Annotated in this window: 21 protein-coding genes; 11 read left to right on the top strand and 10 right to left on the bottom strand. The window is 55.4% G+C overall.

Annotated features, from left to right (window positions below):
- Nucleotides 1–12 precede the first annotated feature (12 nt).
- A complete protein-coding gene (locus UF64_RS14730) occupies nucleotides 13–867 on the bottom strand; it encodes a D-amino-acid transaminase (protein ID WP_044829374.1) in 855 nt (284 codons plus the stop codon).
- A 650-nt stretch (nucleotides 868–1,517) separates the two neighbouring features.
- Here UF64_RS14730 and UF64_RS14725 point away from each other — a divergent pair.
- Nucleotides 1,518–2,426, top strand: a complete 909-nt coding sequence (locus UF64_RS14725) for an arylamine N-acetyltransferase (RefSeq protein WP_082049797.1) — start codon at nucleotides 1,518–1,520, stop codon at nucleotides 2,424–2,426.
- A 106-nt stretch (nucleotides 2,427–2,532) separates the two neighbouring features.
- On the opposite strand, the gene UF64_RS14720 is transcribed toward UF64_RS14725, so the two are convergent.
- Both UF64_RS14720 and UF64_RS14715 read right to left on the bottom strand, forming a co-directional pair.
- Nucleotides 2,533–3,306, bottom strand: a complete 774-nt coding sequence (locus tag UF64_RS14720) for an ABC transporter substrate-binding protein (RefSeq protein ID WP_044829373.1) — start codon at nucleotides 3,304–3,306, stop codon at nucleotides 2,533–2,535.
- Nucleotides 3,307–3,391: 85 nt separating this feature from the next.
- The gene (locus UF64_RS14715) at nucleotides 3,392–3,778 is read right to left on the bottom strand and encodes a cytochrome c (RefSeq protein ID WP_044829372.1); all 387 of its coding nucleotides are present in this window, start codon (nucleotides 3,776–3,778) and stop codon (nucleotides 3,392–3,394) included.
- A 164-nt stretch (nucleotides 3,779–3,942) separates the two neighbouring features.
- On the opposite strand from UF64_RS14715, the gene UF64_RS14710 reads away from it, so the two are divergent.
- Entirely contained in the window at nucleotides 3,943–4,530 is a 588-nt protein-coding gene (locus tag UF64_RS14710; RefSeq protein ID WP_044829371.1) for a HupE/UreJ family protein, read from the top strand.
- A gap of 103 nt (nucleotides 4,531–4,633) precedes the next feature.
- Here UF64_RS14710 and UF64_RS14705 read toward each other — a convergent pair whose 3' ends face one another.
- Nucleotides 4,634–6,532 (bottom strand): autotransporter outer membrane beta-barrel domain-containing protein, encoded by a 1,899-nt coding sequence (locus UF64_RS14705; protein WP_082049795.1) that lies wholly within the window; start codon nucleotides 6,530–6,532, stop codon nucleotides 4,634–4,636.
- Between the two features lie 326 nt (nucleotides 6,533–6,858).
- Here UF64_RS14705 and UF64_RS14700 point away from each other — a divergent pair, with 326 nt between their 5' ends.
- The 3 genes from UF64_RS14700 to UF64_RS14690 all read left to right on the top strand — a co-directional run bounded on the left by UF64_RS14700 (nucleotide 6,859) and on the right by UF64_RS14690 (nucleotide 11,248).
- Nucleotides 6,859–7,386: a sigma-70 family RNA polymerase sigma factor gene (locus UF64_RS14700; protein WP_369792955.1), complete on the top strand. Its 528-nt coding sequence runs from the start codon at nucleotides 6,859–6,861 to the stop codon at nucleotides 7,384–7,386.
- A gap of 138 nt (nucleotides 7,387–7,524) precedes the next feature.
- Nucleotides 7,525–8,613 carry a FecR family protein gene (locus UF64_RS14695; protein WP_044829368.1) on the top strand — a complete coding sequence of 363 codons (1,089 nt, stop codon included), beginning with the start codon at nucleotides 7,525–7,527 and terminating at the stop codon, nucleotides 8,611–8,613.
- 226 nt (nucleotides 8,614–8,839) lie between these two features.
- Nucleotides 8,840–11,248, top strand: a complete 2,409-nt coding sequence (locus tag UF64_RS14690) for a TonB-dependent siderophore receptor (protein WP_044829367.1) — start codon at nucleotides 8,840–8,842, stop codon at nucleotides 11,246–11,248.
- Between the two features lie 79 nt (nucleotides 11,249–11,327).
- Here the strand turns inward: UF64_RS14690 and UF64_RS14685 are convergent, their stop codons facing one another.
- From UF64_RS14685 to UF64_RS14675, 3 genes are all read right to left on the bottom strand, one after another.
- Nucleotides 11,328–11,714: a VOC family protein gene (locus UF64_RS14685; RefSeq protein WP_044829366.1), complete on the bottom strand. Its 387-nt coding sequence runs from the start codon at nucleotides 11,712–11,714 to the stop codon at nucleotides 11,328–11,330.
- 3 nt (nucleotides 11,715–11,717) lie between these two features.
- A complete protein-coding gene (locus UF64_RS14680) occupies nucleotides 11,718–12,881 on the bottom strand; it encodes a hypothetical protein (RefSeq protein WP_044829365.1) in 1,164 nt (387 codons plus the stop codon).
- 223 nt (nucleotides 12,882–13,104) lie between these two features.
- Nucleotides 13,105–13,773: a TetR/AcrR family transcriptional regulator gene (locus UF64_RS14675; protein ID WP_044829364.1), complete on the bottom strand. Its 669-nt coding sequence runs from the start codon at nucleotides 13,771–13,773 to the stop codon at nucleotides 13,105–13,107.
- 165 nt (nucleotides 13,774–13,938) lie between these two features.
- On the opposite strand from UF64_RS14675, the gene UF64_RS14670 reads away from it, so the two are divergent.
- On the top strand, nucleotides 13,939–15,078 hold the full coding sequence (locus UF64_RS14670) for an efflux RND transporter periplasmic adaptor subunit (RefSeq protein ID WP_235285081.1): 1,140 nt from the start codon (nucleotides 13,939–13,941) through the stop codon (nucleotides 15,076–15,078).
- Between the two features lie 11 nt (nucleotides 15,079–15,089).
- Complete coding sequence (locus UF64_RS14665; protein WP_044829362.1) at nucleotides 15,090–18,236, top strand: efflux RND transporter permease subunit; 3,147 nt, start codon at nucleotides 15,090–15,092, stop codon at nucleotides 18,234–18,236.
- 263 nt (nucleotides 18,237–18,499) lie between these two features.
- Here UF64_RS14665 and UF64_RS14660 read toward each other — a convergent pair whose 3' ends face one another.
- A complete protein-coding gene (locus UF64_RS14660) occupies nucleotides 18,500–20,089 on the bottom strand; it encodes an FGGY-family carbohydrate kinase (protein ID WP_044829361.1) in 1,590 nt (529 codons plus the stop codon).
- 474 nt (nucleotides 20,090–20,563) lie between these two features.
- Between UF64_RS14660 and UF64_RS14655 the strand changes: the two genes are divergently transcribed.
- A complete protein-coding gene (locus UF64_RS14655) occupies nucleotides 20,564–21,325 on the top strand; it encodes an HAD family phosphatase (protein WP_052657654.1) in 762 nt (253 codons plus the stop codon).
- A 12-nt stretch (nucleotides 21,326–21,337) separates the two neighbouring features.
- Here UF64_RS14655 and UF64_RS14650 read toward each other — a convergent pair whose 3' ends face one another.
- A complete protein-coding gene (locus tag UF64_RS14650) occupies nucleotides 21,338–22,069 on the bottom strand; it encodes a FadR/GntR family transcriptional regulator (RefSeq protein WP_044829360.1) in 732 nt (243 codons plus the stop codon).
- Nucleotides 22,070–22,231: 162 nt separating this feature from the next.
- On the opposite strand from UF64_RS14650, the gene UF64_RS14645 reads away from it, so the two are divergent.
- From UF64_RS14645 to UF64_RS14635, 3 genes are all read left to right on the top strand, one after another.
- On the top strand, nucleotides 22,232–23,221 hold the full coding sequence (locus tag UF64_RS14645; protein WP_044829359.1) for a hypothetical protein: 990 nt from the start codon (nucleotides 22,232–22,234) through the stop codon (nucleotides 23,219–23,221).
- 97 nt (nucleotides 23,222–23,318) lie between these two features.
- Nucleotides 23,319–24,035: a FadR/GntR family transcriptional regulator gene (locus tag UF64_RS14640; protein ID WP_044829358.1), complete on the top strand. Its 717-nt coding sequence runs from the start codon at nucleotides 23,319–23,321 to the stop codon at nucleotides 24,033–24,035.
- 204 nt (nucleotides 24,036–24,239) lie between these two features.
- Entirely contained in the window at nucleotides 24,240–25,133 is an 894-nt protein-coding gene (locus tag UF64_RS14635) for an SMP-30/gluconolactonase/LRE family protein (RefSeq protein WP_052657669.1), read from the top strand.
- A gap of 87 nt (nucleotides 25,134–25,220) precedes the next feature.
- Here the strand turns inward: UF64_RS14635 and UF64_RS14630 are convergent, their stop codons facing one another.
- Nucleotides 25,221–25,985 carry a 2-keto-4-pentenoate hydratase gene (locus UF64_RS14630; protein ID WP_044829357.1) on the bottom strand — a complete coding sequence of 255 codons (765 nt, stop codon included), beginning with the start codon at nucleotides 25,983–25,985 and terminating at the stop codon, nucleotides 25,221–25,223.
- Nucleotides 25,986–26,201 lie beyond the last annotated feature (216 nt).

Genomic DNA, 26,201 nt, shown 5'->3' with positions numbered 1-26,201 from the left:
TTGAAAGGCAGATCAGACCGCCATCTTGCGGTTGGCTTCGATATAGATCTCGCGTAGGCGCTTGGCGACCGGACCCGGTACGCCGTCGCCGATCTTTTTGTCGTCAATTTCGACAACCGGGCAGACAAAGGCGGATGCCGAGGTCGAGAAGGCTTCAGCCGCATTTTGCGCTTCTTCGATGGTGAAGTGGCGTTCTTCGACTTTGAGCTGCAGTTCCTCGGCACATTTCAGAACTGCGGCACGGGTGATGCCGTGCAGAATGTCGGTCGACAGTTCGCGGGTGACGATCGTGCCGTCCTTGGTGACGATATAGGCGTTGTTGCTTGAGCCTTCGGTGACGTAACCATCCAGCACCATCCAGGCATCATCCTTGCCCTTGGCGGCCGCATCGGTTTTGAGGAGCGATGCATACAGAAGCTGGGTGGTTTTGATGTCCGACCGGCGCCAGCGGATATCGGGGAAGGTCACGATCTTCTGACCGCGTTCGGCAAGGGCCGATTTGATCAGCGATTTGCTTTGCGTGAACATGACGATGGTCGGCGGGGTTTCCGGGTCGATTGCGAAATCACGATCCCCGGCCGAGCCACGCGAAACCTGCAGATAAATCAGGCCTTCGGTGATGTCATTGAGTTTCACCAGTTCGCGGTGCGCTTCAAGAAGCTGATCGATATCGGGCTTGAATTTGAATTTCAGTTCCTTGAGCGAACGTTCGAGGCGCTTCATATGACCCATGAAGTCAATCAGCTTGCCATCAAGCACCGATGTCACTTCATACACGCCGTCGGCGAACAGGAAGGATCGGTCAAAAATCGAAATCTTTGCTTCGGTTTCCGGCAAAAACTCGCCGTTCACATAAACAGTGCGCATCGTAACTTTCCTGTCTGGCAAGCGGACCTGCTGCGATCCGGCTTGGTGGATAAAGCGACGTTTCCATCGGTCGGCCTTTTGATGCGATCGGGTTTCGATCCATGGCGACCATCTGTTTTAACGTTTCTAGGGTCAGGACCTATTAATTTGGTTCGAATGGTCGCTCAGATTTGTGCGGATACACGAAGCAAAAGCGCAGGAAGATATATATCTTTCAAGGTTTTGCGACAAAGTAGGCCGTGCAAATCTGAGCGATCCGAAGGACAGGCTTTATATTTGCAAACTCCGACGTCAAACCCCTCGCGCGGGATACCAACCCGCTCAGCGGGCTTTTCCTTGGATTTCACAAATATAAAGTCTGCCATTCCAATCAAATTAATAGGTCCTGACCCTTGGTCTCTTGATATCACAGGCGCTGGCAATCTGTCGTGCAAAAGCTTTGTATCGTGCGTGCAAAAGGTGAATTGTTGCTTGTATGGGCCGTGGATGGGGTGATGAGTTGATGATGTGGTCGATATTGAGCTCAATTGTTCGCAGATTATTCGATTTACCGATTTGGGTGATTTTCTTTTTGACCTGAACATAGGTTGAGGTTCTATCGTCTGGCTTCAGAGGAACAAAAACGTCTTTGAAACGGATGGAGCCCAGTGATGAACAGCCCGCAACCAATCGCCGACGAAGTGCTGCTCGCCAATGACCGTCATGATCTTCAGGGCCGCATCAATGCCAGCTGGGCCAAGCCGATCCGCACACCGGAGCCGGAGGTCGATCTGGACGCCTATTTCGATCGCATCGGCTACGAGGGGCCGCGCACCGCAAGCCTTGATGTGCTTCAGGCGTTGCATGCCCTGCATCCTGCCAACATCCCGTTCGAGGCGATTGATGTCCTGATGGGCAAACCGGTCAGCCTGGCACCCGCCGATATCGACCGCAAACTGATCCATTCGGGGCGCGGTGGCTATTGCTTTGAGCATAATTCCCTGTTTCGCCGGGTGTTGCGCAGTCTGGGCTTTGAGGTCGAAGGACTGGCAGGCCGGGTTTTGTGGGGCTATGGCGCGCACGAAATGCCGCGTCCGCGCTGTCACATGGTCAATCGGGTGACGATTGATGGCGAGGCATGGCTTGCCGATGTCGGGTTGGGCGGCTGTGTGCCGACCGCACCGCTTTTGCTGGAAACCAGTGCGCCGCAGGTCACATCCCATGACACCTATCGCGTCATCACCCTTGAGCATGGCTACCGGGTCGAGCTTGAGCGCGGTGGCATCTGGCAACCGGTGCATGAAATCGACTTCGCCCCCGTTGCCGATATCGATTACGAGGTCATGAACTGGTATGCCGCCCACCATCCCGAAGGCGGTTTCAACACTGCCCTGATTGCGGCGAGATCAGCCGTCTTTGCGCGCTTTACGCTGCGGAATAACCGCCTGACCATCCGCCTTGTTAGTGGCGAGGAAGAGCGTCACACGCTTTCGGTCGGCGATATCGCCCAGACACTTGAAGATATCTTTGGCATCACGCCCAAGCCGGAATGGCAAAAGGTTTTCGCCAAATTGGCATAGCGCCATACACCATAGCGCCGGGGCCTGCGGACGATTGTGCGGTGTTCGCAAAGTCGCGGTGTTACAGGCCATGGCGGGGCTGCACCCCTGCCATGGCCTGAATTCTTTAATAACGCAGCACCAAGCCGTGCTTTTCAGCCAGCTGCGCGTAGGTGCCCGACGATTTGATTTTTGCCATGGCCGTATTGAAACGCTTAAGCAATATGTCGGTGTTTGGATAATCCTTCGATGTCATCAGATGCAGCGTTCCACCGTCAGACAGCGGCTTGTCTAGCGTGTAGAAGTTATTTGCAATCTCCGGGGGGAACATGCTCCGGATTGTGTGCCAGCCAACGGTGACTGATGCTGGAAACAGGTCAATGCGGTTTGCAGCAAGCAGCTCAAACCCCTGACTTTCTGAGCGCACGTAATCGACGGTAAGCCCGGCTTCTGCGAAGATTTCCTCATAGTAGTAACCTTGAATGCCACCAATATTCCAACTCTGAAGGTCGGCAAATGTCTGAAAGGTTTTAGGTGGTAGTGAGAAGCTTTCTTTAAGCAGATCGCTATAGGCAAAAAACTTCGAGTCAGAGACATATAAAGTGTCAGAGAAAAGATATTTCAGATCGCGTTCTTCTGTGTGGGTGTATGGGATGGCACCCCATGCTTCCAGGTCGGAAACTGATTGTTCGCAGCGTCGCCACGGCAGGATTCTTATCTCAAACGTAACACCCATTTCCGTGCCGATTTCAGCAAACAGTTCGGGTAGGAAGCTGTTTTCGACATCTTCATTGACATATGGCGGGTAAATGTTGGTCGCAATCACAAGCGTTTCTTCCGCCCGCGCGATCAGGGGCAGGATCAGAAAGCTTAAAACAGCAACCGCAAGCCGATAAAACAAGTCCGTCTCCGATGCCGGAAAATCAGGGTACCTGTGTCATATGGCAAGCGGATTGAGATTATTAAGGGGATGTGCGCGTTTAAGTTTATTTGTTGGCTTGCTGGTTCGCCTCAGTTGTAAGCTGTTCCATGTAGCTCAACAGATCGGCGATGGTTTCCGGGGTAAAGGAAAACTCGGGCATGGTCATGTTGTCATGTGACACCGTAATGCCCTCGGCCAAGGCTTCTTCAAGGTTTTCGAGCGGCCAGCGTTGCCCGAAGCTGGCAAGGGCCGGGGCGGTTGTCACGTTCGGGTCGGGAAGGGGATCGCCTTCGAATTTGGTGTGGCAGCGCAGGCAGGTCTGTTCGGCAATCGATTGACCGCTGGTGACATCACCATATTCCTCGCCCTGATGCGCCATATAGTCGCCAATGCCCCACATGCCCAAGGCAACAATCCCGGTCACAAGAATGACAAGGCTGGTTTTCTGCATGGTGCGCTCCCCAAAGGCGTGGTGGTCTGTTGTCAGATGATCGACCTGTATAGCAAGGCAAGGTAACGAATTTCCTAAGGCGTGGTCGTTGCTTTTTGATGGCGGTATGAATAAAATGAAAAACGTCATACAATTTTGATCTGTTTCATTCAGGGGATACGGGAATGAGAAATTTACCGCTTTACGCATTTGCACTTTCGGTTCTGGTCGCAACGCCTGCACTGGCGCATACCGGGGCCGGGACGGTTTCCGGACTTGCATCGGGATTTGGCCATCCGATGGGCGGTCTGGATCATTTGCTGGCCATGATTGCGGTTGGTATTCTGGCCTCTCAGCAGGGTGGCAAGGCGATCTGGCTTTTGCCGGTTTCCTTCGTGGCGATGATGGTCGTCGGTGGCGCCTTGGGCGTTGCGGGCGTAGCAATGCCGTTTGTTGAGCTGGGTATTGTTGGTTCGGTGATTGTTCTGGGAGCGGTTATCGCACTTGGAAAACATATGCCAACCGGCGCTGCGATGGCTTTGGTCGGTGTGCTGGCAATTTTCCACGGTCATGCGCACGGCACCGAGATGCCGGTTGATGCCAGTGGCATTGAATATGGCGTTGGCTTTGCGATCGCCACGGCCATTTTGCACGCAGTTGGCCTTGGGTTTGGTCTTGCGGTTAAAAAGGTCGTCGAGAAAATCGCACCCGTCGCTGTCCGCGTCGGTGGCGGCGTAATTGCGGCTGCGGGTGTTGCGCTTATGGCTTCTTAAATATCGAACTTTAAGTGTAGTGCTTCCGATCGATTTGCATCGGACGCGTTTAAAAAAAGGGGGGGGGATGTTATGTCACCCCCTTTTTGTTTTCAGGCGTAGGTCAATTCAGCGGAATATCGAGCCCTACACGCAGAGTGCTTGCCCGGGTTGTGTTTACAGCCTGATTAAACGATGACCTAAACTTTGTATTGTCTGGCAGGAAGCCGAATGTCACAGGCGTGTTGGCAACCAGTTCAAAGCTGTGTGCTGCATAGTTTGCCAGACCAATGCCATCATAGGCGTATTTGGCATAGATACTGCCGCCATCGGCAAATGTGATGTCGCCACCAAGCTCCGCTCTGGCGCGTATGGTTTCTGTGTTTACCTGACTTCCGTTGTCATGATCAATCGGAGGTGCTCGGAAATCCCAGATGCCCCGCAGAGCAACGAACGGCCGGTATGTCGGTCCATCCTCAACCTTTAAAACGCGGACAACTTCCGGGCCGAAGGTCAGGTTTCCAAAGGTTATTGTCTGGGCTTCGATCCGCTCCCCGCCAAAGTTTGTGTAAGCTTTTTGTCTTTCGCGGAAATAGTTCATGCCGATTTGCGGGTAAAACTCCCAATCATCTGTGCGGATGTCGCCGGTCAGATTGGTTTCGACCTGAGAACGTTCACCATCATATTTGTCCCAGCCCCGGCCGACGGGATTGATTTTGTTGTGCGATTTTCCCCAGGCAACGCGCCCGTCCCAGATAAGGTTTTCGTCCAGTCGGGAAACCATATAGGGGCCGATCATCCATCCTTTGCCCTTGCCTTGGCTGTTTTGGCCGGTGCTGGATGTTTTATAGAGGTCATATTGTCCCAGAACACCGATCATGGTGTCCTTGTTCAGGCGATAGTCGACACCGGTCATGAACAGGCCGAAATCGCCGTCACCTTCGGTGCCGCCTCGGCTGTCAGTGATGCCTTCCCATCTGCCTTTGACCCAGGCATTTAGCGGGCTCTTAAAGTCGGAAAATTCGCTTGTTGGAAGATTACCTGTACCCTGGTTTCCTGCGGCCAGTTCTCCGGTCCAGTTCATCACGCTATTGAGGTTTGCGGCAAAGCTGCCCTTACCTTCGTTCATCTCAAATGCGACAGGCAATGTCAGGCCGGTCGCCTCGCCGAGCGCATTTCCAAACGCAGCATTGCCATCAAACAACCCACCAAGGCTGCCGCCGCCGCGCCCAAAACCGCGTCCGGTGATCAATCCTGAAAGACCGACGCTTTGCGATGTCATGTTTCGAATGTGGGTCGAGATGACGTTTTTAATCGCCGATTGGGACTCTGCAAGATCGCCCGCAGGGGCAAGCGTGTTGTCAAACAGCTTTTGTTTTACCGTTGCCTTAAGCGTGCCGACAGAGTCCCGCAAGGTGAAAGTTATAAAGATATCTCGTCCGGCAATCTGGGGAAGATTGAAGTTTGTGGTTTGTCCGGGAATTGTGTCGCCGCTAAGAACCAAGCCGTCAAACAGCGCAAATGATGCCGGGATCGTGCCTTGCTTGATTGTAAGGTTGAGCGTTGACTTGCCTTGTGGAGAGCCCGAAAAGGTTACCCAATCCAGTTGATTGTTACCTGCTCCACCGTGCATGCCTTCAAAGACCATGTTGGCATCGGCAAAGGTTGCCCCACCACTTAATGCAATCTCTAGCGTGTCACCTGCGGCAAAACCGGCCGGGGCAGGGTTGGCGTCGTGAAAGAACGCTATCTTATCACCGCCAAATGTTCCGATGGCTTCGTTCGTAATCGTCACTGTTTCAAACGGGGCGTTATTATCGTCCGTGACGCTATAGCCATATACGCTATTGGGGGCGGCAACCAAAAATGCGGTTGCGATACAAAGCCGTACGAGGTGGCTGATTATCTGCTTCTTGAGTTTGTCAGAGCTGTTTCGCCCATTTTTTTTGTTCAGCGTGTTGCTAACAAGTCTTGTTGCCCGATGCTCCACACGCGCGTCCTCCGCCATTTTATTATTACGCATTAAAATTATGTTTGTTTGCAATCCAGAGGCGCAAGTGTCAATCAAAGAAAACGTATAGGTAGGGTTTGTAGGTGCGCAGGACGATCGTTTTGCCGCTATGTCATGACTGCGAACCCTACAGGGATCTAAGAAATTCGCTGTTGTGTGGCAGAGGGTGGACGTGCTGAAGGTGCAGGGTGCAAGCTTCAGGCATAAAGGATGCCCTAGGCGGATGGATAGGGTCTGCGATAGATGTTGATAATCAGTATCATTTGCGTTAATCGTGGCGGCACGCGCGGATTGTGAGCTTTAGGGCGCCTGTCCGCATTCTGCAAAGGACGTTCTGATTGCCCCGAAGCGTACCCTCAAACGCGACATCGCTTAGCCTGTTTATGCGCCAAAGATCGGCGTTGGTGAACTATGCCAGCAGCATCATCGGCAACCGTGTGCAGGCCGAAGATCTGGTGCAGGAAGCATGGCTGCGTTTTGACGATGCGACGCGCGGCCGGTTTCTTGAGGACACGACGGGTTATCTTTACCGGATCGTGCGCAACCTGGCGCTTGATAGCAAACGCCGCGATGCGCGTGAAAGCAGCCTGACTGGTGCGTCCGACTATGAAGTTGTCGTCCAAACGCAGGCATCTGACAGCCCGGACCCGGAAACCGTTGCGGTCTATAAGGACGAATTTGAAATCCTGATGCAGGCGTTGGCGGAGCTTCCCGAACGCACGCGCATTGCGTGTGAGATGCATCGGGTTGGCGGAGCCAAGCTGCGCGAGATTGCCGACTATCTCGAAATTTCCGTGCCGCTTGCCCACAAGCTTGTCACTGACGGGATTGATCATTGCCGCGAACGGCTGGGCGGCTGGCCATGAGGTGCTTTGATCATTTGACAGCACATTGCCATCGCGAAGAATTTGGCGGCAAAATCCGCAGAGGTAGTGACGTCTTCACCGAATTGGGCTATACGGCCCGAACCGCACCAGACGGTGCAATGGGGACGCAATAGGGTGATGGCAGGGATAACCGATCCAGTTCAAAAGCAGGCAGCGCAGGACGCGACCGAATGGTTGATCCGCTTGCGGGAAGAACCGAACAACCCTGATCTGCAATCACGGTTTGCCGATTGGTGTGCGCAAAATCCAGCGCATCTGGATGCTTGGAATGCCACCAAACGCACAGCCGATTTGATGGCAAAGGCCAAACCGGCTGGCAAGGCCGATTGGCAACAGTTCCTTGATGCCAAGCGTAATAATACGGCTGACCGTGCGCCGAATGACGCGGTCGACGCACTGCTCAATATTGACTACGAAAAGGCGGTGGCCGAAAGCAAGGTCATCTCGGCGCAAACCCGTTTTCAGAAGCGTGGCAACATGTCTTGGCGCGGGATCGGGTTGGGCGGTGTTGCGGTGGCGGCATCTCTGATGGCGGCTGTCATTGGACCGGATATTGCCACCCGGATGCAGGCCGATCATGTGTCGGCGACCGGCGAGATCAGCACGATCACCCTTGCGGATAACAGCACCGTCACCCTTGCCCCGGAAAGCGCGATTACCGTGCATTTCGACGGCACGACACGCTTTGTCGAGTTGCTCGATGGCGAGGCGTTTTTTGACGTGACGCCCGATCCGCAAAAGCCGTTTCGCGTCGGGGCGGATAACCTGACCGTCACCGTGTTGGGTACGGGATTTGATGTGTCCGAGGGCACAGATGCCTCAAGCGTCGGGGTCGAGCATGGTCTGGTGCAGGTTGAAAATGCCGCCGATGTTCCAGCGGTGTTTGAAAAGCTTGAAGCGGGTCAGCAGGTGCGCGTTGGCCGGGACGGGTCGGTACTGCGCAGCGAAACGCCGACCAGCCAGATTGGCGCATGGCGCAAGAACCAGCTGATTGCTCAGGATCAGCCGCTTTTGGAGGTGGTTGATCAGTTGCGTCGTTACTTTAACGGCACGATCGTGATCACCGATGAGGTGCTGGCAAGCCAGACCGTGACGGGGGTTTATCGCCTTAATGATCCGGTTTCGGCGCTGCGCGGTATGGCACGCGCACAGAAGGCAAGCGTGCGTGAAATCACCCCGTGGATTCTGGTGGTGTCGCCTTCCTGATGGCCTCGGGTGTCTGCTTTCAGCAACCCGGTTTTCTCAGCTTGTGAAAAAAAACATGCATTGAAAACCCGCAAAACTCTGCGGATTTTGCGCCAATGTGATGAATTTCCATAAAAATTTTTGAAAAAACAAAATCGGCAGCCGTTTTGTCTTTTATGCGCCATTGAGAAGCGTTTGCATTCTCAATCTTGTTCAGGCATAGGACATGAAACGGAGACAGAATAAAATGATGAATGGGGGTACAGCCCGACTGCAAAATCGTGGTCGTGTTGTGGTAATTGCCAGTGCCTTGATGATGACAAGTGCCTTGGCACCGGTTGTATTTGTACCGACTGCCAATGCACAGACCAGTGCCAGCGGGATCAATGCAGAGCACGCGTTTGATATCCCGGCACAGTCACTGACCAGCGCCTTGGCGCAGTTTGGTGTGCAGGCCGGTTTGCAGGTGACCGTGGATGGTGCGCTCGCGCGTAACCTTGATGCGCCGGCAATCAATGGCAGCATGCGGGCAAGTACAGCCCTTGAGGCGCTTCTGCGTGGTTCGGGTCTTGATTACGATGTCACCAGCGATGGCACGGTTGTGATCGAAGCCGTGACCAGCAGTGCAGGCGAGGAAGTGCTTGATACGCTGCGCGTTGAAGCCAACGCAGCAGAGGCATCTGGACCCACCGACGCCATCACCGACAGTTTTGTCGCATCGCGCTCGCGGACTGCATCGAAAACCGACACGCGCATTTTGGACGACTCATCGGCGGTTTCGGTGGTGACGCAGGAAGAACTTGAAACCCGTAACGTTCAGGATCTTCAGCAAGCGGTTTCCTATACGGCTGGTGTGCAGGCGGGCGAATACGGTACGGACTATCGGTATGACTATGTGCGTATCCGTGGTTTCGGGCAGCAGAATCTTGGCACCTATCGCGATGGATTGTCTTCGCGGATCTACAATTTCACCACCAGCCGGCCGGAGACCTATGGCCTGCAGCAGGTTGATGTGCTCAAGGGCTCAACATCCAGTCTGTTTGGCATGAATGGCCCGGGTGGTCTGGTCAACATGACGACCAAGCGCCCGCAGGATGAAGCCAGCGGGGAGGTTCTGACCACTTTTGGTCAAAACCATCTGCGCGGTGCAGGCGATGTGACCGGCCCGGTTGGCGAAAACAGCAACTGGTCCTATCGCCTGACAGCGCTTTGGCAGGATGCCGAGCGCAGGCAGGACTATTCACAGGATGACCGCATCTATGTCGCACCGGCATTCAGCTATACCCCGAATGCGGATACCAAGCTGACCATCCTGACGAGCTATAGTGATCGGGAAAGCGGCCTTGGTTATGGTTTTCCGGCAGGCATTGAAACCAGCCGCGATGCATTCTTTGGCGAGCCGGATTTCAACAATTTTGATACCGAAGAAACCAATATCGGTTACGAGCTGTCGCACCAGATCAATGACAAGCTCGAGTTTCGTCAGAATGCGCGCTACACCCATGTCGATCTTACTTATGAGACGGTCTATCTCAACGATACCACGCCGCTTGGCAACCGATATGCGTTTGCGGTTTATAGTGAGCTTGATCGTTTCGCGATTGATAACCAGCTCCAGTATGACACCGCGATCAACGATACTTTCGATAGCAAGACGCTGGTTGGGCTTGATTACAATCGCGATCAGAACCGTGAGCGCCGCTTTGACGGTACGGCAAGTCCGATTGATCCGTACAACCCGTCCTATTGCGGCATTTCATGCATCAACTTGAACTTCACATCTGATACCGAAATCACTCAGGCGGCCTATGGCCTTTATGCCCAGGAACAGCTGACGATTGCTGATGACTGGATCGCGACTGTTGGTGGGCGTTTTGATTATGTTCAGAGTGATACCGACACGATCAGCAGCGGTACGACTGCCGAGCGTGACGATCACAAATTCACTTCGCGTTTTGGTCTGACCTATAAGGCGACCAACGAAGTTTCGGTTTACGGGAACTATTCGGAATCCTACCAGCCGGTTTATTCCAGCCTGGCATCGCGTCCGGATGGGGTGAAGCCGCAGGAAGGTACGCAATACGAACTTGGCGTGAAGTACCAGCCCGAAGCAATCGATGCCCTGTTTACTGCGGCAGTATTTGATCTGACCCAGGAAAACGTATCGCAATATGATTCCGGAACGGCGACCTACAAGCAGATCGGCGAAATCAATTCGCGCGGGCTTGAGCTTGAAGGAAAAATGTCGCTGGGTGAGCAGACCAATATGACGGTGGCCTATACCTTCCTTGATGCCGAAATCAAGCATGACGCCACGACGGCCAATATCGGCAACCGCCCGGCCAACGTGCCCAAGCACCAAGCATCTGCCTGGCTTGATTATACCATTCCGGGGCAGGGTGCCTTTGGAGATGTGACCCTTGGCGGTGGTGTGCGTTTTGTTGGCGAACGTCAGCGTAACGACGGCAATACCGAAACGCTGCCGTCAAACAGCGTGTTTGATGCGGCGATCAACTATGCCGTGACCGATGACGTCAGTCTATCCGTGAATGCCATGAACCTGTTTGATCGTGAATATGTCTCCTCAAACACCTTTGGTAGCCGGTTCTATGGTGAGGGCCGCACGGTTCTGGCGACATTGAAATATAGCTGGTAACGACTTTACTGCTTAACGAAACGGCCGCCTCTCATGCTGAGGGCGGCCGTTTTTTTTATGACTGTTTGCCGGACGTTGATCAGGCAAACGCCCGGCTGGAGATCGAAACCGAATTCTTTGCCGGGTCCTTGAGGTTCGCGAACTGGTAGTTGTCGGCCTGATGGATGGGGCCGACATCGACCCCGGCTTTGATCAGGGTGTTTCGGGTGCTTTCGACATCCTCGACGTCAAAGACCAGTTTGATCAACGATTGCCCTGCTTTCTGGCCTTTGCCGGCCGGATGCAGCATCAGGATCAGGCCGCCATCAGCACGGCGCAGTTCGACGATGCGATCACCGTCCCGGGTAAAGGCCTGATAGCCGAAATGGGTGCTGTAAAACGCCACCATGGCATCGATGTCGTGGCAATACATGACAAGTCGGCTGCACGGGCCCGTTGGGTTGGGGGATTGAGAAGCGGGGGCCATTCCCTAGCTGCCATCAGCCGTGCGAAACACCGTCAGGCCATTCACCACAATGCGGCCATCGGGCAGCAGTTGGCCGTCATATTCGGTGGTGCCTTGCGGGCCGGGGCGACCGGCGGCAAGGCCGTTGACGGCGAAGGGGACAAGCGCACCGAGCAGGGTCGGGCTGTCGGGGGTGCCGAGCAGATCGACAAGCTTGTCCTGGCCCAGAAGACGGAAATCAAAATCACCGGTAAAGCCGTAACGTGCGGCGGCCTGGGCCATGAATTCGCCGGAACCAAGGGCCTCAAGCCCGCGGGATTCGACATAGAATTCATCAACCTTGACCGGGGCACCGTTTTGCGCGGCCTTTTTCCAAAGCGCATCGCCGATCTGGCGGCGGGCAAAGCGCGGGGCGGTGCCGGTCAGGATGTCATGAAAACCCTTTTCAATGATCGGCTGGGCTTCGGACCATGGCAGGCCGGCACTGCTGGTTTTGACGCGCACCGTGCGCGGCTGCAGAAGGCTTGGCAGCCACAAGCCGTCATGGGCGTAATCAAGATGGGTGTTGCCGTCTTCGCCGGGATAGAGCGTAAAGTTGGCCGATTTGATCGAGCCGCGCTTTTCGCGGTTCGGGCCGGTCCATTCGGCGGCCTGCCAGGCAATGCGTGCCATTTCCGGCAGCCATTGAATGATCAGGCCATTCATCATCCAGTGCTTGCGCGAAACCGGTTCATCACCAACCAGAAAATCGGCAAAGCCATCAAAGGTCACAGGCACATTGCGCGCGGTATCCCAGCGCAGATAGCCACCGGCATTGCGCAGCGTCAGGTCGCGCTGATCGCTGGTGGCCTCTGCCTGCATTTTTGCCGTTTGGGGCAGTTTGACATCAAGGTCGACATGATCGGCGGTATCGGTATCGCGGACTGAGACCAGAACATCATCCATCACCAGCTGGCGCGGGCTGGAATAGCCGGTGAGATCAAGCGAAATACCGTCATAGACCAGCTCGACCGCGTTACCTTCAACCGTGCGGGCATCGACCTCGGTCGCGGAAATGCCCGATTGCATCAGGATCGCATCAACGGCGGTGCGGGCGTCTTCGATGGAAATGGCATCGGCGCGCGCGCTCAGGCCTGCAATGGAAATTGCAAGAACGCCAAAGCCGGTAAGTGCCTTTCGCAACTGCATGACGGGGTCCTTTTGCTTGCCGGGAGGGAGGTCAGAGCTCCCTCTGTGGGTAACGCAGCCCAGAGTTTATCCCAAATTTGGTAATGTTAGGGCAAGGTAAACAAGATGTGATGCAGATCACCCGCGGCAAGACCTATGCACGCAGTGATGGTAACTGACAGGACGCTGTCAGTAGGGAAGCGTTACAACGCTTTGACGTTCTTCATAAGAGAAGGGGGAGGGTTTAGTTGCCGCAGCCAAACGTTTCGCGCGTTTCGGGTGTCGCAATCCCGCACAGGAATGTATCAACCGCGCGGGATACGCGTTCACGGACCTGCTGATCGGTCATTGGTGGGCGGGGATTGTGTTTCATGATGCGCGATTGCCAGTCGCCAATGATCAAGCATTCGAACATTTCTGCCGCGTGGTCGGGATCTTCGACTTTGATCCGGCCGAGTTTTTGTTGTCGTGAAAGGTAGTCCGCAAGGTGTTTGCGTGTGCTGTCGGGGCCGACTTCGAAGAATTTCTCGATCAGAGGCAGGAAATGCTGGCCTTCGGAATACAGAATCTGGGTGAAGCGGGCGACTTCCTCGGTTACAATCTTTTGCGCCAGTTTCGTGCCGAAGTCCGTCAGGGCATCGCGGGGAGGGAGATCGGTTTCCAGTGAGATATGCAACTCTGCGGAGAATTCCTTGCATTGCTCGGTCATAACCGCTGCAAGCAAGCCATCCTTTCCGCCGAATGCTTCGTAAAGGGTTGTACGTGACCCGCCCGATTGCGAAATAACATCATTAAGTGTCACGCCGGCAAAGCCACGTTCAAGCAGTAACGCCCATGCAGCATCCATCATCGCCCGACGGCGTGCTGATCCACGGGAACGTTGCTTTTCAAGCTTTTCGGGCGTCTCACTCATCTTTCTTGGCTCTGCTGTTTTTGGGTCTTGATCGTGCAGCGCACAAAGTGTACTGTACCGTACAGTATTTATAAAAGCAATGGCAAAGCGCCCACCACACTGCTTTGCACGGACTTAGAAGGAATAAGCATTTTGTCCATGCGATCTTGTTTGAAATTCGCTGGTATGGCAGCGCTTGTCGTTCTTGTTGCAGCTTGCAGCGAGGAAAATAACGGCGGCGAGCAGCAGGCCAGTGCCCAGCAGCAGCCCCAGGCAACGCCGGTCGGCACCGTAACGCTTGAAGCGCAGACCGTTGGCCTGGTTGAAGAAATGCCGGGCCGCACCGTGGCCTTCCGTCAGGCAGACATCCGTCCGCAGGTCGATGGCATTATCAAGGAACGCAACTTCACCGAGGGTGCGTTTGTTGAAGCCGGTCAGCAGCTTTACATGATTGATCAGGAAGTTTACCTCGCACGTGTTGACGCAGCGCAGGCCGAACTTGCCCGTCAGCGTGCGACCCTTGATCAGACGACCAAGACCCGTTCGCGCTATGACCCGCTGATCAAGTCGCAGGCTGTTAGCCAGCAGACCTATGATGATGCGGTTGCCGCCGAAGCACAGGCAAAGGCATCTGTTGCTGCTGCCCGTGCGGAACTGGAACAGGCCCGCATTGATCTGGCCTACACCACGGTGACGGCACCGATTTCCGGTCAGATCGGCTCTTCGGATTATTCCGAAGGTGCGCTGGTTACGACCAACCAGTCGGCAAAACTGACCACCATTACCCAGCTTGACCCGATCTATGTTGACGTCACCCAGGCCGGTGGCCGCTTGCTCAAAATCAAGCAGGCCATTCAGAACGGTCGCATCAAGGGTGTGAGCGAAGGTCAGATCGAAGTGAACCTGATCATCGATGCCACCGGTGCGGAATACCCGCATACCGGTACGCTGCAGTTCTCGGATGTGACGGTGAATGAAACCACTGGTACGGTCCGTTTGCGTGCGGTCTTCCCGAACCCGGAAGGCACGCTTCTGCCGGGCATGTTTGTGCGTGGTCAGGTCCGTCAGGGCCATCTTGAGGACGCCTTCCTTGTGCCGCAGAAAGCGGTCATGCGTCGCCCGGATGGTTCGGCCTATGCCTATGTCGTTGAAGACGGCAAGGTCGCGTCGCGCGATCTGACGATTGAAAAGTCGCAGGGGCAGGACTGGCTGGTCACGGATGGTCTCGAAGACGGTGTTCAGGTGATTGTCGATGGCGTTCAGCGCATCGGCCCGGGCGCCCCGGTCGCGCCGCAGCCTGTTGAAACCGCCAAAGCCGCCGAATAAGGACTTATTCAATGGCAAAATTCTTTATTGATCGCCCCGTCTTCGCCTGGGTTGTTGCCCTGGTGATCATGCTGGCGGGGGGACTTTCGCTTTGGCAGTTGCCGGTGGAACAGTATCCATCGATCGCGCCGCCTTCTGTTGAAATTGAGGCAACCTATCCTGGTGCTTCGGCCCAAACTGTTGAAAACACGGTCACCCAGGTGATCGAACAGCAGATGAACGGTCTTGATTATCTGCGCTACATGTCTTCGACCTCGTCGGGCAATGGTCAGGCGTCGATTACGCTGACGTTCGAGCCCGAAGCCGATCCGGATATTGCCCAGGTTCAGGTGCAGAACAAACTGCAGGCTGCCATGTCATCCCTTCCGGCCGAAGTGCAGGAACAGGGTGTGAATGTCAGCAAGTCCAGCGGTTCGTTCCTGATGGTTGTCGGCTTTGTGTCGGGCGATGGTTCGATGAATGCCGAAGACCTTTCGGACTTTGTTGTCTCGTCGGTCGAAGATCCGATTGCACGTGTGAACGGTGTTGGTTCGGTGCAGGTGTTTGGTGCCCAGCATGCCATGCGCATCTGGCTCGATCCGAACAAGATGCTGTCCTATAACCTGACCGTGATGGATGTGAATGCCGCCATTGAGGCGCAGAACACCGAAGTCACGGCTGGTCAGATTGGTGGTGCGCCGGCAATTGCCGGTCAGCAGATCAACGCAACCATTACCGCCCAAAGCAAGCTTCAGACGGTCGATGAGTTCGCCAACATTCTGTTGAAAGTTGAAACCGACGGGGCGCAGGTGCGTCTTGGCGACGTTGCCCGCATCGAAATCGGCGGCGAAAGCTATGAGATCGTCGGGCGCTATAACGCGCAGGCGGCAACCGGTATCGGTATCAACCTTGCAACCGGTGCCAACGCGCTTGATACAGCCGAGGCGATCAAGTCACGTCTGGCCGAGTTGCAGCCGTTCTTCCCGCAAGGGATCGAGATCGTCTATCCGTATGACACGACCCCGTTCGTTGAAGTTTCGATCGAGGAAGTGGTTCACACCCTGTTCGAGGCGATTGTTCTCGTCTTCCTGGTGATGTTCCTGTTCCTGCAGAACTGGCGGGCGACGCTTATCCCGACGATTGCGGTGCCGGTTGTTTTGCTGGGCACGTTCGGGATCCTTGCGGCCTTCGGCTATTCGATCAACACGCTGACCATGTTTGCCATGGTTCTGGCCATCGGTCTTCTGGTGGATGACGCGATTGTTGTGGTGGAAAACGTCGAACGTGTGATGCACGAAGACGGTCTGCCGCCGCGCGAAGCCACCCGTAAATCCATGGGCCAGATCACCGGTGCACTGATCGGTATTGCGCTTGTCCTGTCGGCGGTGTTCGTGCCGATGGCATTCTTTGCCGGATCGACCGGGGCGATTTATCGCCAGTTCTCGATCACGATCGTGTCGGCGATGGTGCTGTCGGTTGTTGTGGCAATCGTTCTGACACCAGCGCTTTGCGCGACCATGCTCAAGCCCGGTCACACGGATCCGAGCAAGAAGAAAGGTCCGTTTGGCTGGTTTAACCGCGGCTTTGATAAGACCAACAACTTCTATCAGGGCAGTGTTGGTCATGTCGTGAACCGCAAATGGCGTTACCTGTTTGTCTACGGCATTCTTGTTGCGGCACTGATCGCGCTGTTTGGCCGTCTGCCGGGCTCCTTCCTGCCGGAAGAAGACCAGGGCATCATGTTCACCATGGTGCAGCTGCCTGCCGGTGCGTCGCAGGAACGTACGGTCGATGTTCTCAAGAAGCTTGAAAAACACTTCATGGAGAACGAGGCCGAGAATATCGATGGCCTGTTCACCGTTGCCGGCTTCTCCTTTGCCGGTAGTGGCCAGAATGCGGGTATTGCGTTCGTGAACCTCAAGGACTGGTCGGAACGTACCCGTCCGGATCAGTCGGTCGATGCGGTGATTGGTCGTGCCTATGGTGCGTTTGCCGGTATCCGCGAAGCCATGGTCTTTGCCTTTGCGCCGCCGGCGATTGTCGAACTTGGTACGGCAAACGGTTTTGACCTGCAGCTTGTTGACCGTGGCAGCGTTGGACACGATGCATTGATTGCAGCGCGTAACCAGCTTCTGGGCATGGCATCTCAGGACCCGCGTCTTGTTGGTGTGCGTCCGAATGGCTTGAACGATACGCCGCAGTTCAACATCAACATTGATCAGGAAAAGGCCAGCGCCCTTGGTGTTGACCTTGCCGATATCAACCAGACGCTGGCAGCGGCCTGGGGTTCAAGCTACGTCAACGACTTCATCGAAAATGGTCGCGTCAAACGGGTCTACATGCAGGCTGATGCCAAATACCGCATGATGCCCGAGGACATGGATTACTGGTATGTCCGCAACCAGTCGGGCGAGATGGTGCCGATTTCGGCTGTCTCGACGAGTGAGTGGACCTATGGTTCTCCGCGTCTGGAACGCTTCAATGGTCTGTCGTCGCTCAACATTCAGGGTGCTGCGGCACCGGGTGTTGCGTCCGGTGATGCCATGGCCGCGATGGAAGAACTTGTCGCACAGCTTCCGGGTGATATCGGTCTGGAATGGCAGGGTCTGTCCTATGAGGAACGCGAAGCGGGCGAGCAGGGACCGGCATTGTATGCCCTGTCCATGATCGTTGTCTTCCTGTGCCTTGCAGCCCTGTATGAAAGCTGGTCGATCCCGATTTCGGTGATGATGGTTGTGCCGCTGGGTGTCCTTGGTGCGGTGATCGCAGCGATGCTGCGTGGTCTGCCTGATGACGTCTACTTCCAGGTTGCCATCCTGACCACGATCGGTTTGTCCGCCAAGAACGCCATCCTGATTGTCGAGTTCGCCCGCGAACTTTACGACGACGGCATGAGCCTTCTTGAAGCAACCGTCGAAGCAGCCCGTCAGCGTCTGCGTCCGATCATCATGACGTCGATGGCCTTCACCCTTGGTGTCGTGCCGCTGGCGATCTCGACCGGTGCTGGTGCCGGGGCCCGTGTGGCCGTGGGTACCGGTGTGATGGGCGGGATGATTGCCGCAACGGTGCTTGCGATCTTCTTCGTGCCGCTGTTCTTTGTTCTGATTGTCGGGACCTTTGCGAAAAACCGCACCAAGCGCGGTGAAGTCCAGGCAGCCCACGAACATCCGGCTGAATAAAATTTAAGGCCAGCCTTTCTAAAAAGGCTGGCCTTAAAAAGCATCGCGCCGTGACGGTGCAGATTTAGAGCCTTCGGTGAAGGCCCTAATCCGCATGATCCCCCGACCCCGCCGTTGCGCGTGCGAAAGAAAGGGCCGATGCTTTTGCATCGGCCCTTTTGTTTTGACCTTAACCAAAAGTGACGTCAAGCGCCTTTTGGTTAGGTCAAGTCCCGCAAAACAGGCCAAAGGCCTGCGGATATGGCATTCCGGGGACGGTAAAATCAGTTTTTGCTCATGCCATCAAGGGTCTGACGGTGGGCATGCATCTGATGGAAAATGACGTAGCGGCGGTCATGGTCGGCCTTGGCGGCAGGATCGGGGGCATGATTTGTTTCCTTGCCCGCCATCTTGCGGGCTGCCTTGGCAAGACCGCCATCGGCATCCAGCGCACCGGCCGCCAGCATGGCAGATCCCAGAAGAACCGGCTCCTCGCAATCAGACATCACAACCGTGCAACCGGTGACATCGGCATAAAGCTTGACCAGAACCTGGCTTGCAGTGTGGCCGCCACTCAGATGGATGTGGGTGATGTCGTAACCGGTATCGTTCATCGCATCGATGATGTGGCGGGTGCCATAGGCAATCGCGCAGGCCGTCGCCCAATAAAGCTTAAGGAAGCTTTCCTCGCTTTGATCGAGTGTCAGACCGGAAATCACACCAAGCGCCTCGGGATCGGCCAGCGGGGACCGGTTGCCGTGGAAATCGGGCAGGACATGCAGGCGCGGGGCAAGGTCGGTTTTCTCGGCCATCATTGGCATCAGCTTTTCGCCGGCAAGCTTGTGTGCTGCGCGCCCCATATCATGGGAAAACGGATGCATGGCAACGATATGATCAAGCAACGCACCGGTCGCCGATTGCCCGCCTTCATTGAGCCAAAGGTTCGGGGCGATCGCACCGAAATAGGGGCCCCAGACACCTTTGATGAAGCGTGGCTCGCTTGACAGCGCCATATGACAGGTCGAGGTGCCCGCGATCATCGCAAAATGTTGATCAAGGTTGCCATCAAGATATTCACCAAGGGTGCCCAGTGCACCGGCATGGGCATCAATCAGGCCAGCACCGACAACACAATCGGTCGTCAGGCCAAGATCAGCTGCGCCCTGTTCGGAAAGTTTCCCGATCAGATCGCCAACCGCAAGCGCACTGTCATGCATGTTGATCTTGTCATTGAGGTCTTCCATCTCGATGGATTTCAGGAAATCGCGATCCCACGGTTCATCCTGATGGGCAAGGTAGGTCCATTTGCATGTCACCGTGCAGCAGGAGCGCGCATTGCTGCCGGTCGCGCGGAAGGACAGGAAATCCGCCAGATCGTAAGCCGCCCCCATTTTCTGCCAGGCGGCATTATGATGGCGTTTCAGCCACATCAGTTTGGGGATTTCCATCTCCGGCGACATGGTACCGCCGATATATTCCAGAACCTTCGCCCCCGTGGCCGTGCATTCTTCGGCCTCGCGCACGGCACGGTGATCCATCCAGACAATCACATCCCAATTATCCGCCCCGTTCGGCGTAACACCCAGCGGCTTGTTATCCTGATCACGGATGACGAGCGAGCATGTGGCATCAAACCCGATGGCGGCGATCTTTTCGGCCGGGACCCCGGATTTGGCCATGGCATCACGCACCGACTGGCAGACCGATTGCCAGATATTTTCAGAATCCTGCTCGACGAAATCGGGTTTCGGGCGGTTCATTGCAATCGCGTGCGCGGCACTGCCAAGCAGTTTGCCAGTGGCATCAAACACGCCTGCGCGCGCGCTTCCGGTGCCGACATCCACGCCGACAAAGCAAGGATAAGTGGGACTCATGATGGGGTTCTCCTCCGCAATTCCCCCGGTTTTCTTTGTGTTGGACGGTACCGGGTGGTCTTTTGTCTGGTCTGTATTTGATCTGTTTTGGGCTCAGTTTGGCCTGAGTTGATCAAAAGTTCATTGATCGGTCAAATGTTCATTTTTGTTGACGCTGAACTTGTCCGTTCGCTACGCTAGGGTCAGGACCTACTAATTTGATTGGAATGGCAGAGCTTATATTTGTGAAATCCAAGGAAAGTCCCGCAGAGCGGGTCGGCACCCCGGACAAGGGATTTGACGCAGGAGTTTGCAAATATAAGCTCTGTCCTTCGGATCGCTCAGATTTGCACGGCCTACTTTGTCGCAAAACCTTGAAAGATATTTATCTTCCTGCGGTTTTGCTTCGCGTATCCGCACAAATCTGAGCGACCATTCTAACCAAATTAGTAGGTCCTGACCCTGACAACATAAATCACACAAGCCAGGTTCAACATGCCCCGAGGAAACAATGTCCAAGGCCCGGCCAACGAAGTCGGAGCCAAGATCGTAACGTCAGCATCAGACATCGAAGGTCTGTTTGACACCTGTCGTGTTGTCCTGTTTGACTGTGACGGCGTTCTGGTCAATAGCGAGCCGATCTCGCTCGCGACCCTTGTCGATGTGCTTGAGCATTTTGGCGCACCGCTTAGCCTGCGCGAAGTCTCCGATCGCTTTACCGGCCGATCAAGCTCTGCCCCGATTGAATATATCAAGGAGCAGACCGGGCAGGACGTGACCGCGGCGTTCAAGCCATACTACTATGAAATGCTGTTTGCCCGTTATGACCGGGATCTGACCAAGATCGATCAGATCGATGATGTTCTGGCCGCGCTTCGGGCGCGCGATATTGCCTTTTGCATTTCTTCAAGCAGTTCGGTCGAACGCCTTGAAAAGACCATGCAGGTCACGGGGCTTGGTCCCTGGTTTGAAGGCCAGGTCTATAGTGCCGATTTCGTCGAGAACGGCAAACCGGCCCCGGATCTTTTCCTGCATGCTGCTGATGGTATGGGCCATGCGCCCGAACATACCATCGTGATCGAGGATTCTGTTGCCGGCGTGACGGCCGCGCGGGCGGCGGGCATGAAATGCGTCGGGTTTGTTGGCGGTGGGCATTATGCTGATGACCGCGAAACAGCCTGCCAGCGGCTTTATGCGGCAGGGGCCGATATCGTTATTGATGATATGGCAAACCTCGCACGTGCCATTCCGGCTTAACGTGATCCCGGTTTAACGCTGGGTCAGAAGTTTCTGATAGCGCGTCTGGCTGAGGCTGAGATGATCGCGCATCGCCTTGCGAGCAGTGTCTTCATCACGGGCGGCAATTGCATCATAGATCCGGCGATGTTCACCCATGATCATCTGCATATAGGCTTTTTGGTCCTTGGCCTCGGGCGGGCGGCGGCGCAGCTGCGCACGCGGGATGGTCTTGTCGCCCAGATGTTCAAGGAATTCGGCAAAGCGGCGGTTGTTGGTCGCAGCCGCGATCGCGCTGTGGAATTCGAAATCGGCCTGTTCGGTCGGCTCGCCTTTTTCAAGCGCGCGTTCCATTTTGGCCATGGCTTCGTAAATCTTGGTCTGTTGAGCGACAGAGCTGCGCGTGCAGGCAAGGCCGGCAGCCTCGATCTCGACCGCCATACGCAGTTCAAGAATTTCCAGAACGTCGGATACCTGCGCGTAATCGACGGCAAAGATTGATGTCTCGTTGCTGCGTGCCTGTGGCGACAGGACAAAAACACCAGCGCCCTGACGCGGTTCAAGCAACCCGTCGGCCTTGAGGGCTGCAATCGCTTCGCGCACCACGGTGCGGCTGACGCCGAACTGTTCGGTCAGGACCGGTTCGGTGGGCAGTTTGCTGCCGGGTTCGCGTTGGCCGCTTTCGATTTCGTGGCGCAGGCTGGCGATCACTTTTTCGGTCAGCGAAACTTTGCGCGGTGCTGCCGATACACGGGGCTTGTTCATTTTGCGTATCCGATAAATCCGGTGTAGAACAACCAGATATAAGAAGGTGATTTGGCGTTAAGGTTTGTTTGGCGCCATGGGAATTACCATCTTCACATAATCGAACGATAGTGGTTCTGTAAAGTCATCATATGATTTTGGTTGGATTTGAGGCGCGCAGGCATGGCCAAAAAAGGCGAACCTGAATACCGTTGGAACAGTGGTCCATTTCAGATCGGAATTGTCCCGCAGGGCGGGGCGATATCGCGGATCGACTGGATCCGCCCGGATGGCAAGGGCATCATCAATCTTTTGCGACCTGTCACGGCTGATGCGATTGCATCTGGCAATCCGTCAAGCCTTGGCTGTTTTCCGATGGTGCCGTTTGCCAATCGGCTGGCCTTTGCCGAATTCGAATTTGATGGCCGCATCGTCAAGGTCCCGGCCAACCGTCCGCCCAGCCCGCATGCCATTCATGGATTTGGCCGGTCTGCGGAATGGAAGATCGAACGCCCGACGGTCGATACGCTGCGCTTCAATCACAAACATGATGACCCGCAAAGCGGCTTTGTCTATGTCGCCTGGCAGGAATTCAAGGTGACCGAGAGCGATGTGACGATTGAAATCGGTGTGCGTCATCTTGGCAGAACCCCGATGCCCTATGGCATCGGCCTGCATCCGTGGTTCCCGGGTGGGGATGATGTGTCGGTGGCCTTCATTGCAACGGACAGTTTCGCCACCGATGAAGACATGTTGCCGACGGCACGCACGGTGATTGACCTTGGGCGTGATTTTTCCGATGGCAAAATGATCCGCCATAACCGGACGCTCGATGCCCACTATGCCGGTTGGCATCTTGAAGCCGACATGGTGTGGGAGGACGCTGGCTATAGTGTCAAAATGATTGCCAGCGATACCTTGCCGAACGTTCAGTTCTACATCCCCGAAGACGGCAAGACGTTTTGTGTCGAGCCGGTCTCGCATGTGCCCAACGTCCATAACCGTCCCGAATTCAAGGAACATGGCGATCTTGTCGTGCTTGACAAGAACCAGACCCTGACCGGCACGATGACGCTGATCCCCCATCTGCTTGAACAACCCGATAGTGGACTGGTCGATGATGACGAGATCGTCGGTATTCCGGGAAATCGGGATTATTCGCTGGTCGATTGATCGCGTGCATCGGTGGTTTGGCAGGGGCTTTACCGACCCGAACTTTGGCGATAAAACTTACAAGTAAGTTTTACAAGATAACAAGTCCGGGGGACGGATGTCCGAACTGCTGCTGAGAGTCCAGAAACGCGAAAAACTCGCCGATCAGCTTTATGGTCAGATCCTTGAACAGATCATCTCGGGCAATCTTGCCGAGGGTGCCAAGCTGCCCTCGGAAAACGAGATTTGCGCATCCTTTGGCGTGTCGCGCCCGGTTGTGCGCGAAGCATTGCGCAAACTGCAATCCGACGGGCTGGTCTATGCCCGCCAGGGGGTGGGGTCGTTCGTTAAAAAACGCCCGCCACAAGGCCTGATCGAATTTGGCGGGGTGAGTGATGTCGCGGGCCTCCTGCGTTGTTTTGAGGCCCGGTCGGCGATTGAAGGCACAACCGCGCGCATGGCAGCCGAACGGGCCAGCGCGCGCCATCACCGCGAAATTGAAAATGCGCTCAAGATGCTTGAAGACGGGGTGGCTGCCGGTGACATCGCCGATAAGGCTGATCTGGCCTTTCACATGGCCATCGCGCGCGCCAGCGGAAACGAGATTTTCGTCACCATTCTGAACTCCCTGCATGAAGTGATGGGGAAATCCATGCGGGTCGCACTGAACATCACGCGCGGCGGATCGGCCGAGCGTGCGCAAAAGGTTCTGAGCGAGCATCGCCAGATCTATGATGCGATCCTGAGCCATGATGGCGCAAGTGCCGAACTTCTGATGCGCTACCACCTCCATCAGGCCCGCCAGCGTGTCACCGATCACGCCCGCGACCGGTAATCACAGTAGAACTGTCACCAATACCCGGAACTCCCGGATTCCTGTTTTTTCAGTGGGCTGAACTGCGTGATATGCCGCCTGTCTGCTGCGAAACGGGCCGGGCAGAAGGCCGATTGTCATGACAATCCTGTTGACAAGCAGGGGCCACAAACGGCACACCAGAACATAACAATAAATAATCATATGAATTCGGGAGTGTGTATGATGACGGGTGGTGTGATGTATCAGCCGGAAATTCTTTCTGACGAAACCTTCACATTGGCGGAATGCCCCAACTGGGATGCTGCCAACAACCGGCTTTACTGGACCGATATCCTGAATTGCAAGCTGCATTCCCTTGATGTGGCAACGGGTGCACGCAAGACATGGACCTTTGATAGTGAGCTTGGCTGTTTTGGTCTGACCGATCACGGGCGCATCATCATAGCCCTTCGCAAGGATATCATTTTCCTTGATCCGGAAACCGGTGATTGTGCGCCGCTTTGTCGGATCGAAGACGGGATTAACAGCCGCACCAATGACGGCAAGATCGGCCCGGACGGGGCGTTCTGGGTCGGCACCATGGATGACAATCCGGATAAAATGCCGATTGCCTCGCTCTATCGCATTACCGGTGACGGCAAGGTCGAGGAAAAGGCAACCGGCTTCAAGATTTCCAACGGCATTGCCTGGTCGGCGGATGGATCGAAAATGTATCACTCCGATTCTCGCGGGCCGTGGGTCAACCGGTGGGACTTTGACGTTGCCACGGGTAAAATCACCAACTGCACGCGCTATCTCGATCTTGATGACACGCTGGGCCGCCCGGATGGCGGGGCGGTTGATCTTGAAGGCTGCTATTGGTCGGCCGGTGTGTCGGCGGGCAATCTCAATCGCTTTGCACCGGATGGCACGCTTTTGAAATCAATCCCGATGCCGATGCCCAATCCGACCATGCCGTGCTTTGGCGGACCGGACATGAAAACGCTTTATGTCACCAGCCATCAGGAAAATTACAGCCCGGAAAAGCGTGCTGAGTTCCCCCATGCCGGGAAGCTGGTCAAGCTGCGCGTTGAAGTGCCCGGTGTTCCGGTCCACAAGTTCCGCGAAAACGGCTAAGCCCGCCGCGCGTTAAAACAAAAGCCATGCGATGGGATGTCGCATGGCTTTTTTGTTGGGTTGTTTTCGGACTGTAAGCCGTTCGGGTCAGACCTTTTTGATCTCGGCCGTCACCGTGCCCAATCCTTCAAAGATCGCTTCGATCTTGCCATGCGGGCTGATGGTTGGAAGGGCGCAGGCACCTGTGGTGATCACATCACCTGCCTTAAGGCTCTTGCCGCGCTTGGCAAGGAAGCCGACAAGATATTCCAGCCCGCCAAAGATTTCCGGCCAGGCATCAGGATCATCATTGCTGGCAAGCACTTCGCCGTCGCTTTTGGTGGTGACTTTGCCGCCGATAAAGCCAAGGTCGCGCCAGCCTTCGATTTCCGGGCCGAGGATAAAGTGGCTGGTCGAATTAAGGTCGGCCAGCGTCTGGATCGGATCCTGCTTTTCGTGATAGCGGCGATCGGCAATCTCGATCGCCAGATGCATGCTTTTGATATGATCAAGGATGTCACTTGATGTCGCATCCGGGGCCGGCGTGCTGTCCATGACAACGGCAATTTCCGCCTCGATATTGGGGAAATGGATGTCATCGGTGGTCAGTGTCGCGCCATCGCCAAGGATACGGCCTTCGAGCAACGGACCAACAAGTGGGCCGTCCGCGCCGATCTTTTCCTGTGCCGCGCGGGTCGCAACCGCAAGCTTCCAGCCCGCCTGCGCGATGCCGACAAGTGCCAGGGTGGCATCCTGAATGGCGTAGGCGTCGTCAAAGGTTTTGGGGGCGATGTCCGCGGGCAGGGGATCAATCAGGGTGTGGTTGGTAAAGGCATCGGCAAGGATGCGGCTGGCAGCAGTGATATCAGTCATTCCCGGTCTTCTTGGCTGTGGCGTTGAATGGATCGCCAGAGCCTAACGGGCTTTGATCGCAAAGTCATCATACCAATCAATCCGATTCGAGAAAATCGGACGAAAACCACCATTTTATACCAAAGTCGAAAGAGCCGGAAATGTCGCAGAAATCTCGGTTTTTTCGGCTTTCTCAGGGTTTTGTAAAAGTCTGAGTATTATGTTTGACAAAGTGAT

This window comes from Thalassospira sp. HJ (genome assembly GCF_000948415.1).
Lineage (GTDB): Bacteria > Pseudomonadota > Alphaproteobacteria > Rhodospirillales > Thalassospiraceae > Thalassospira.
This window is presented reverse-complemented; position numbering and strand designations above follow the sequence as displayed.

Bases quoted from the DNA above. Each gene is read 5' to 3' on its own strand.
- UF64_RS14710 (WP_044829371.1), top strand. From the start codon at position 3,943: ATGAGAAATTTACCGCTTTACGCATTTGCACTTTCGGTTCTGGTCGCA.
- UF64_RS14725 (WP_082049797.1), top strand. From the start codon at position 1,518: ATGAACAGCCCGCAACCAATCGCCGACGAAGTGCTGCTCGCCAATGAC.
- UF64_RS14670 (WP_235285081.1), top strand. From the start codon at position 13,939: ATGGCAGCGCTTGTCGTTCTTGTTGCAGCTTGCAGCGAGGAAAATAAC.
- UF64_RS14695 (WP_044829368.1), top strand. From the start codon at position 7,525: ATGGCAGGGATAACCGATCCAGTTCAAAAGCAGGCAGCGCAGGACGCG.
- UF64_RS14690 (WP_044829367.1), top strand. From the start codon at position 8,840: ATGATGAATGGGGGTACAGCCCGACTGCAAAATCGTGGTCGTGTTGTG.
- UF64_RS14660 (WP_044829361.1), bottom strand. From the start codon at position 20,089: ATGAGTCCCACTTATCCTTGCTTTGTCGGCGTGGATGTCGGCACCGGA.
- UF64_RS14635 (WP_052657669.1), top strand. From the start codon at position 24,240: ATGACGGGTGGTGTGATGTATCAGCCGGAAATTCTTTCTGACGAAACC.
- UF64_RS14705 (WP_082049795.1), bottom strand. From the start codon at position 6,532: ATGCGTAATAATAAAATGGCGGAGGACGCGCGTGTGGAGCATCGGGCA.
- UF64_RS14715 (WP_044829372.1), bottom strand. From the start codon at position 3,778: ATGCAGAAAACCAGCCTTGTCATTCTTGTGACCGGGATTGTTGCCTTG.
- UF64_RS14655 (WP_052657654.1), top strand. From the start codon at position 20,564: ATGCCCCGAGGAAACAATGTCCAAGGCCCGGCCAACGAAGTCGGAGCC.
- UF64_RS14680 (WP_044829365.1), bottom strand. From the start codon at position 12,881: ATGCAGTTGCGAAAGGCACTTACCGGCTTTGGCGTTCTTGCAATTTCC.
- UF64_RS14640 (WP_044829358.1), top strand. From the start codon at position 23,319: ATGTCCGAACTGCTGCTGAGAGTCCAGAAACGCGAAAAACTCGCCGAT.
- UF64_RS14685 (WP_044829366.1), bottom strand. From the start codon at position 11,714: ATGGCCCCCGCTTCTCAATCCCCCAACCCAACGGGCCCGTGCAGCCGA.
- UF64_RS14630 (WP_044829357.1), bottom strand. From the start codon at position 25,985: ATGACTGATATCACTGCTGCCAGCCGCATCCTTGCCGATGCCTTTACC.
- UF64_RS14665 (WP_044829362.1), top strand. From the start codon at position 15,090: ATGGCAAAATTCTTTATTGATCGCCCCGTCTTCGCCTGGGTTGTTGCC.
- UF64_RS14645 (WP_044829359.1), top strand. From the start codon at position 22,232: ATGGCCAAAAAAGGCGAACCTGAATACCGTTGGAACAGTGGTCCATTT.
- UF64_RS14675 (WP_044829364.1), bottom strand. From the start codon at position 13,773: ATGAGTGAGACGCCCGAAAAGCTTGAAAAGCAACGTTCCCGTGGATCA.
- UF64_RS14650 (WP_044829360.1), bottom strand. From the start codon at position 22,069: ATGAACAAGCCCCGTGTATCGGCAGCACCGCGCAAAGTTTCGCTGACC.
- UF64_RS14730 (WP_044829374.1), bottom strand. From the start codon at position 867: ATGCGCACTGTTTATGTGAACGGCGAGTTTTTGCCGGAAACCGAAGCA.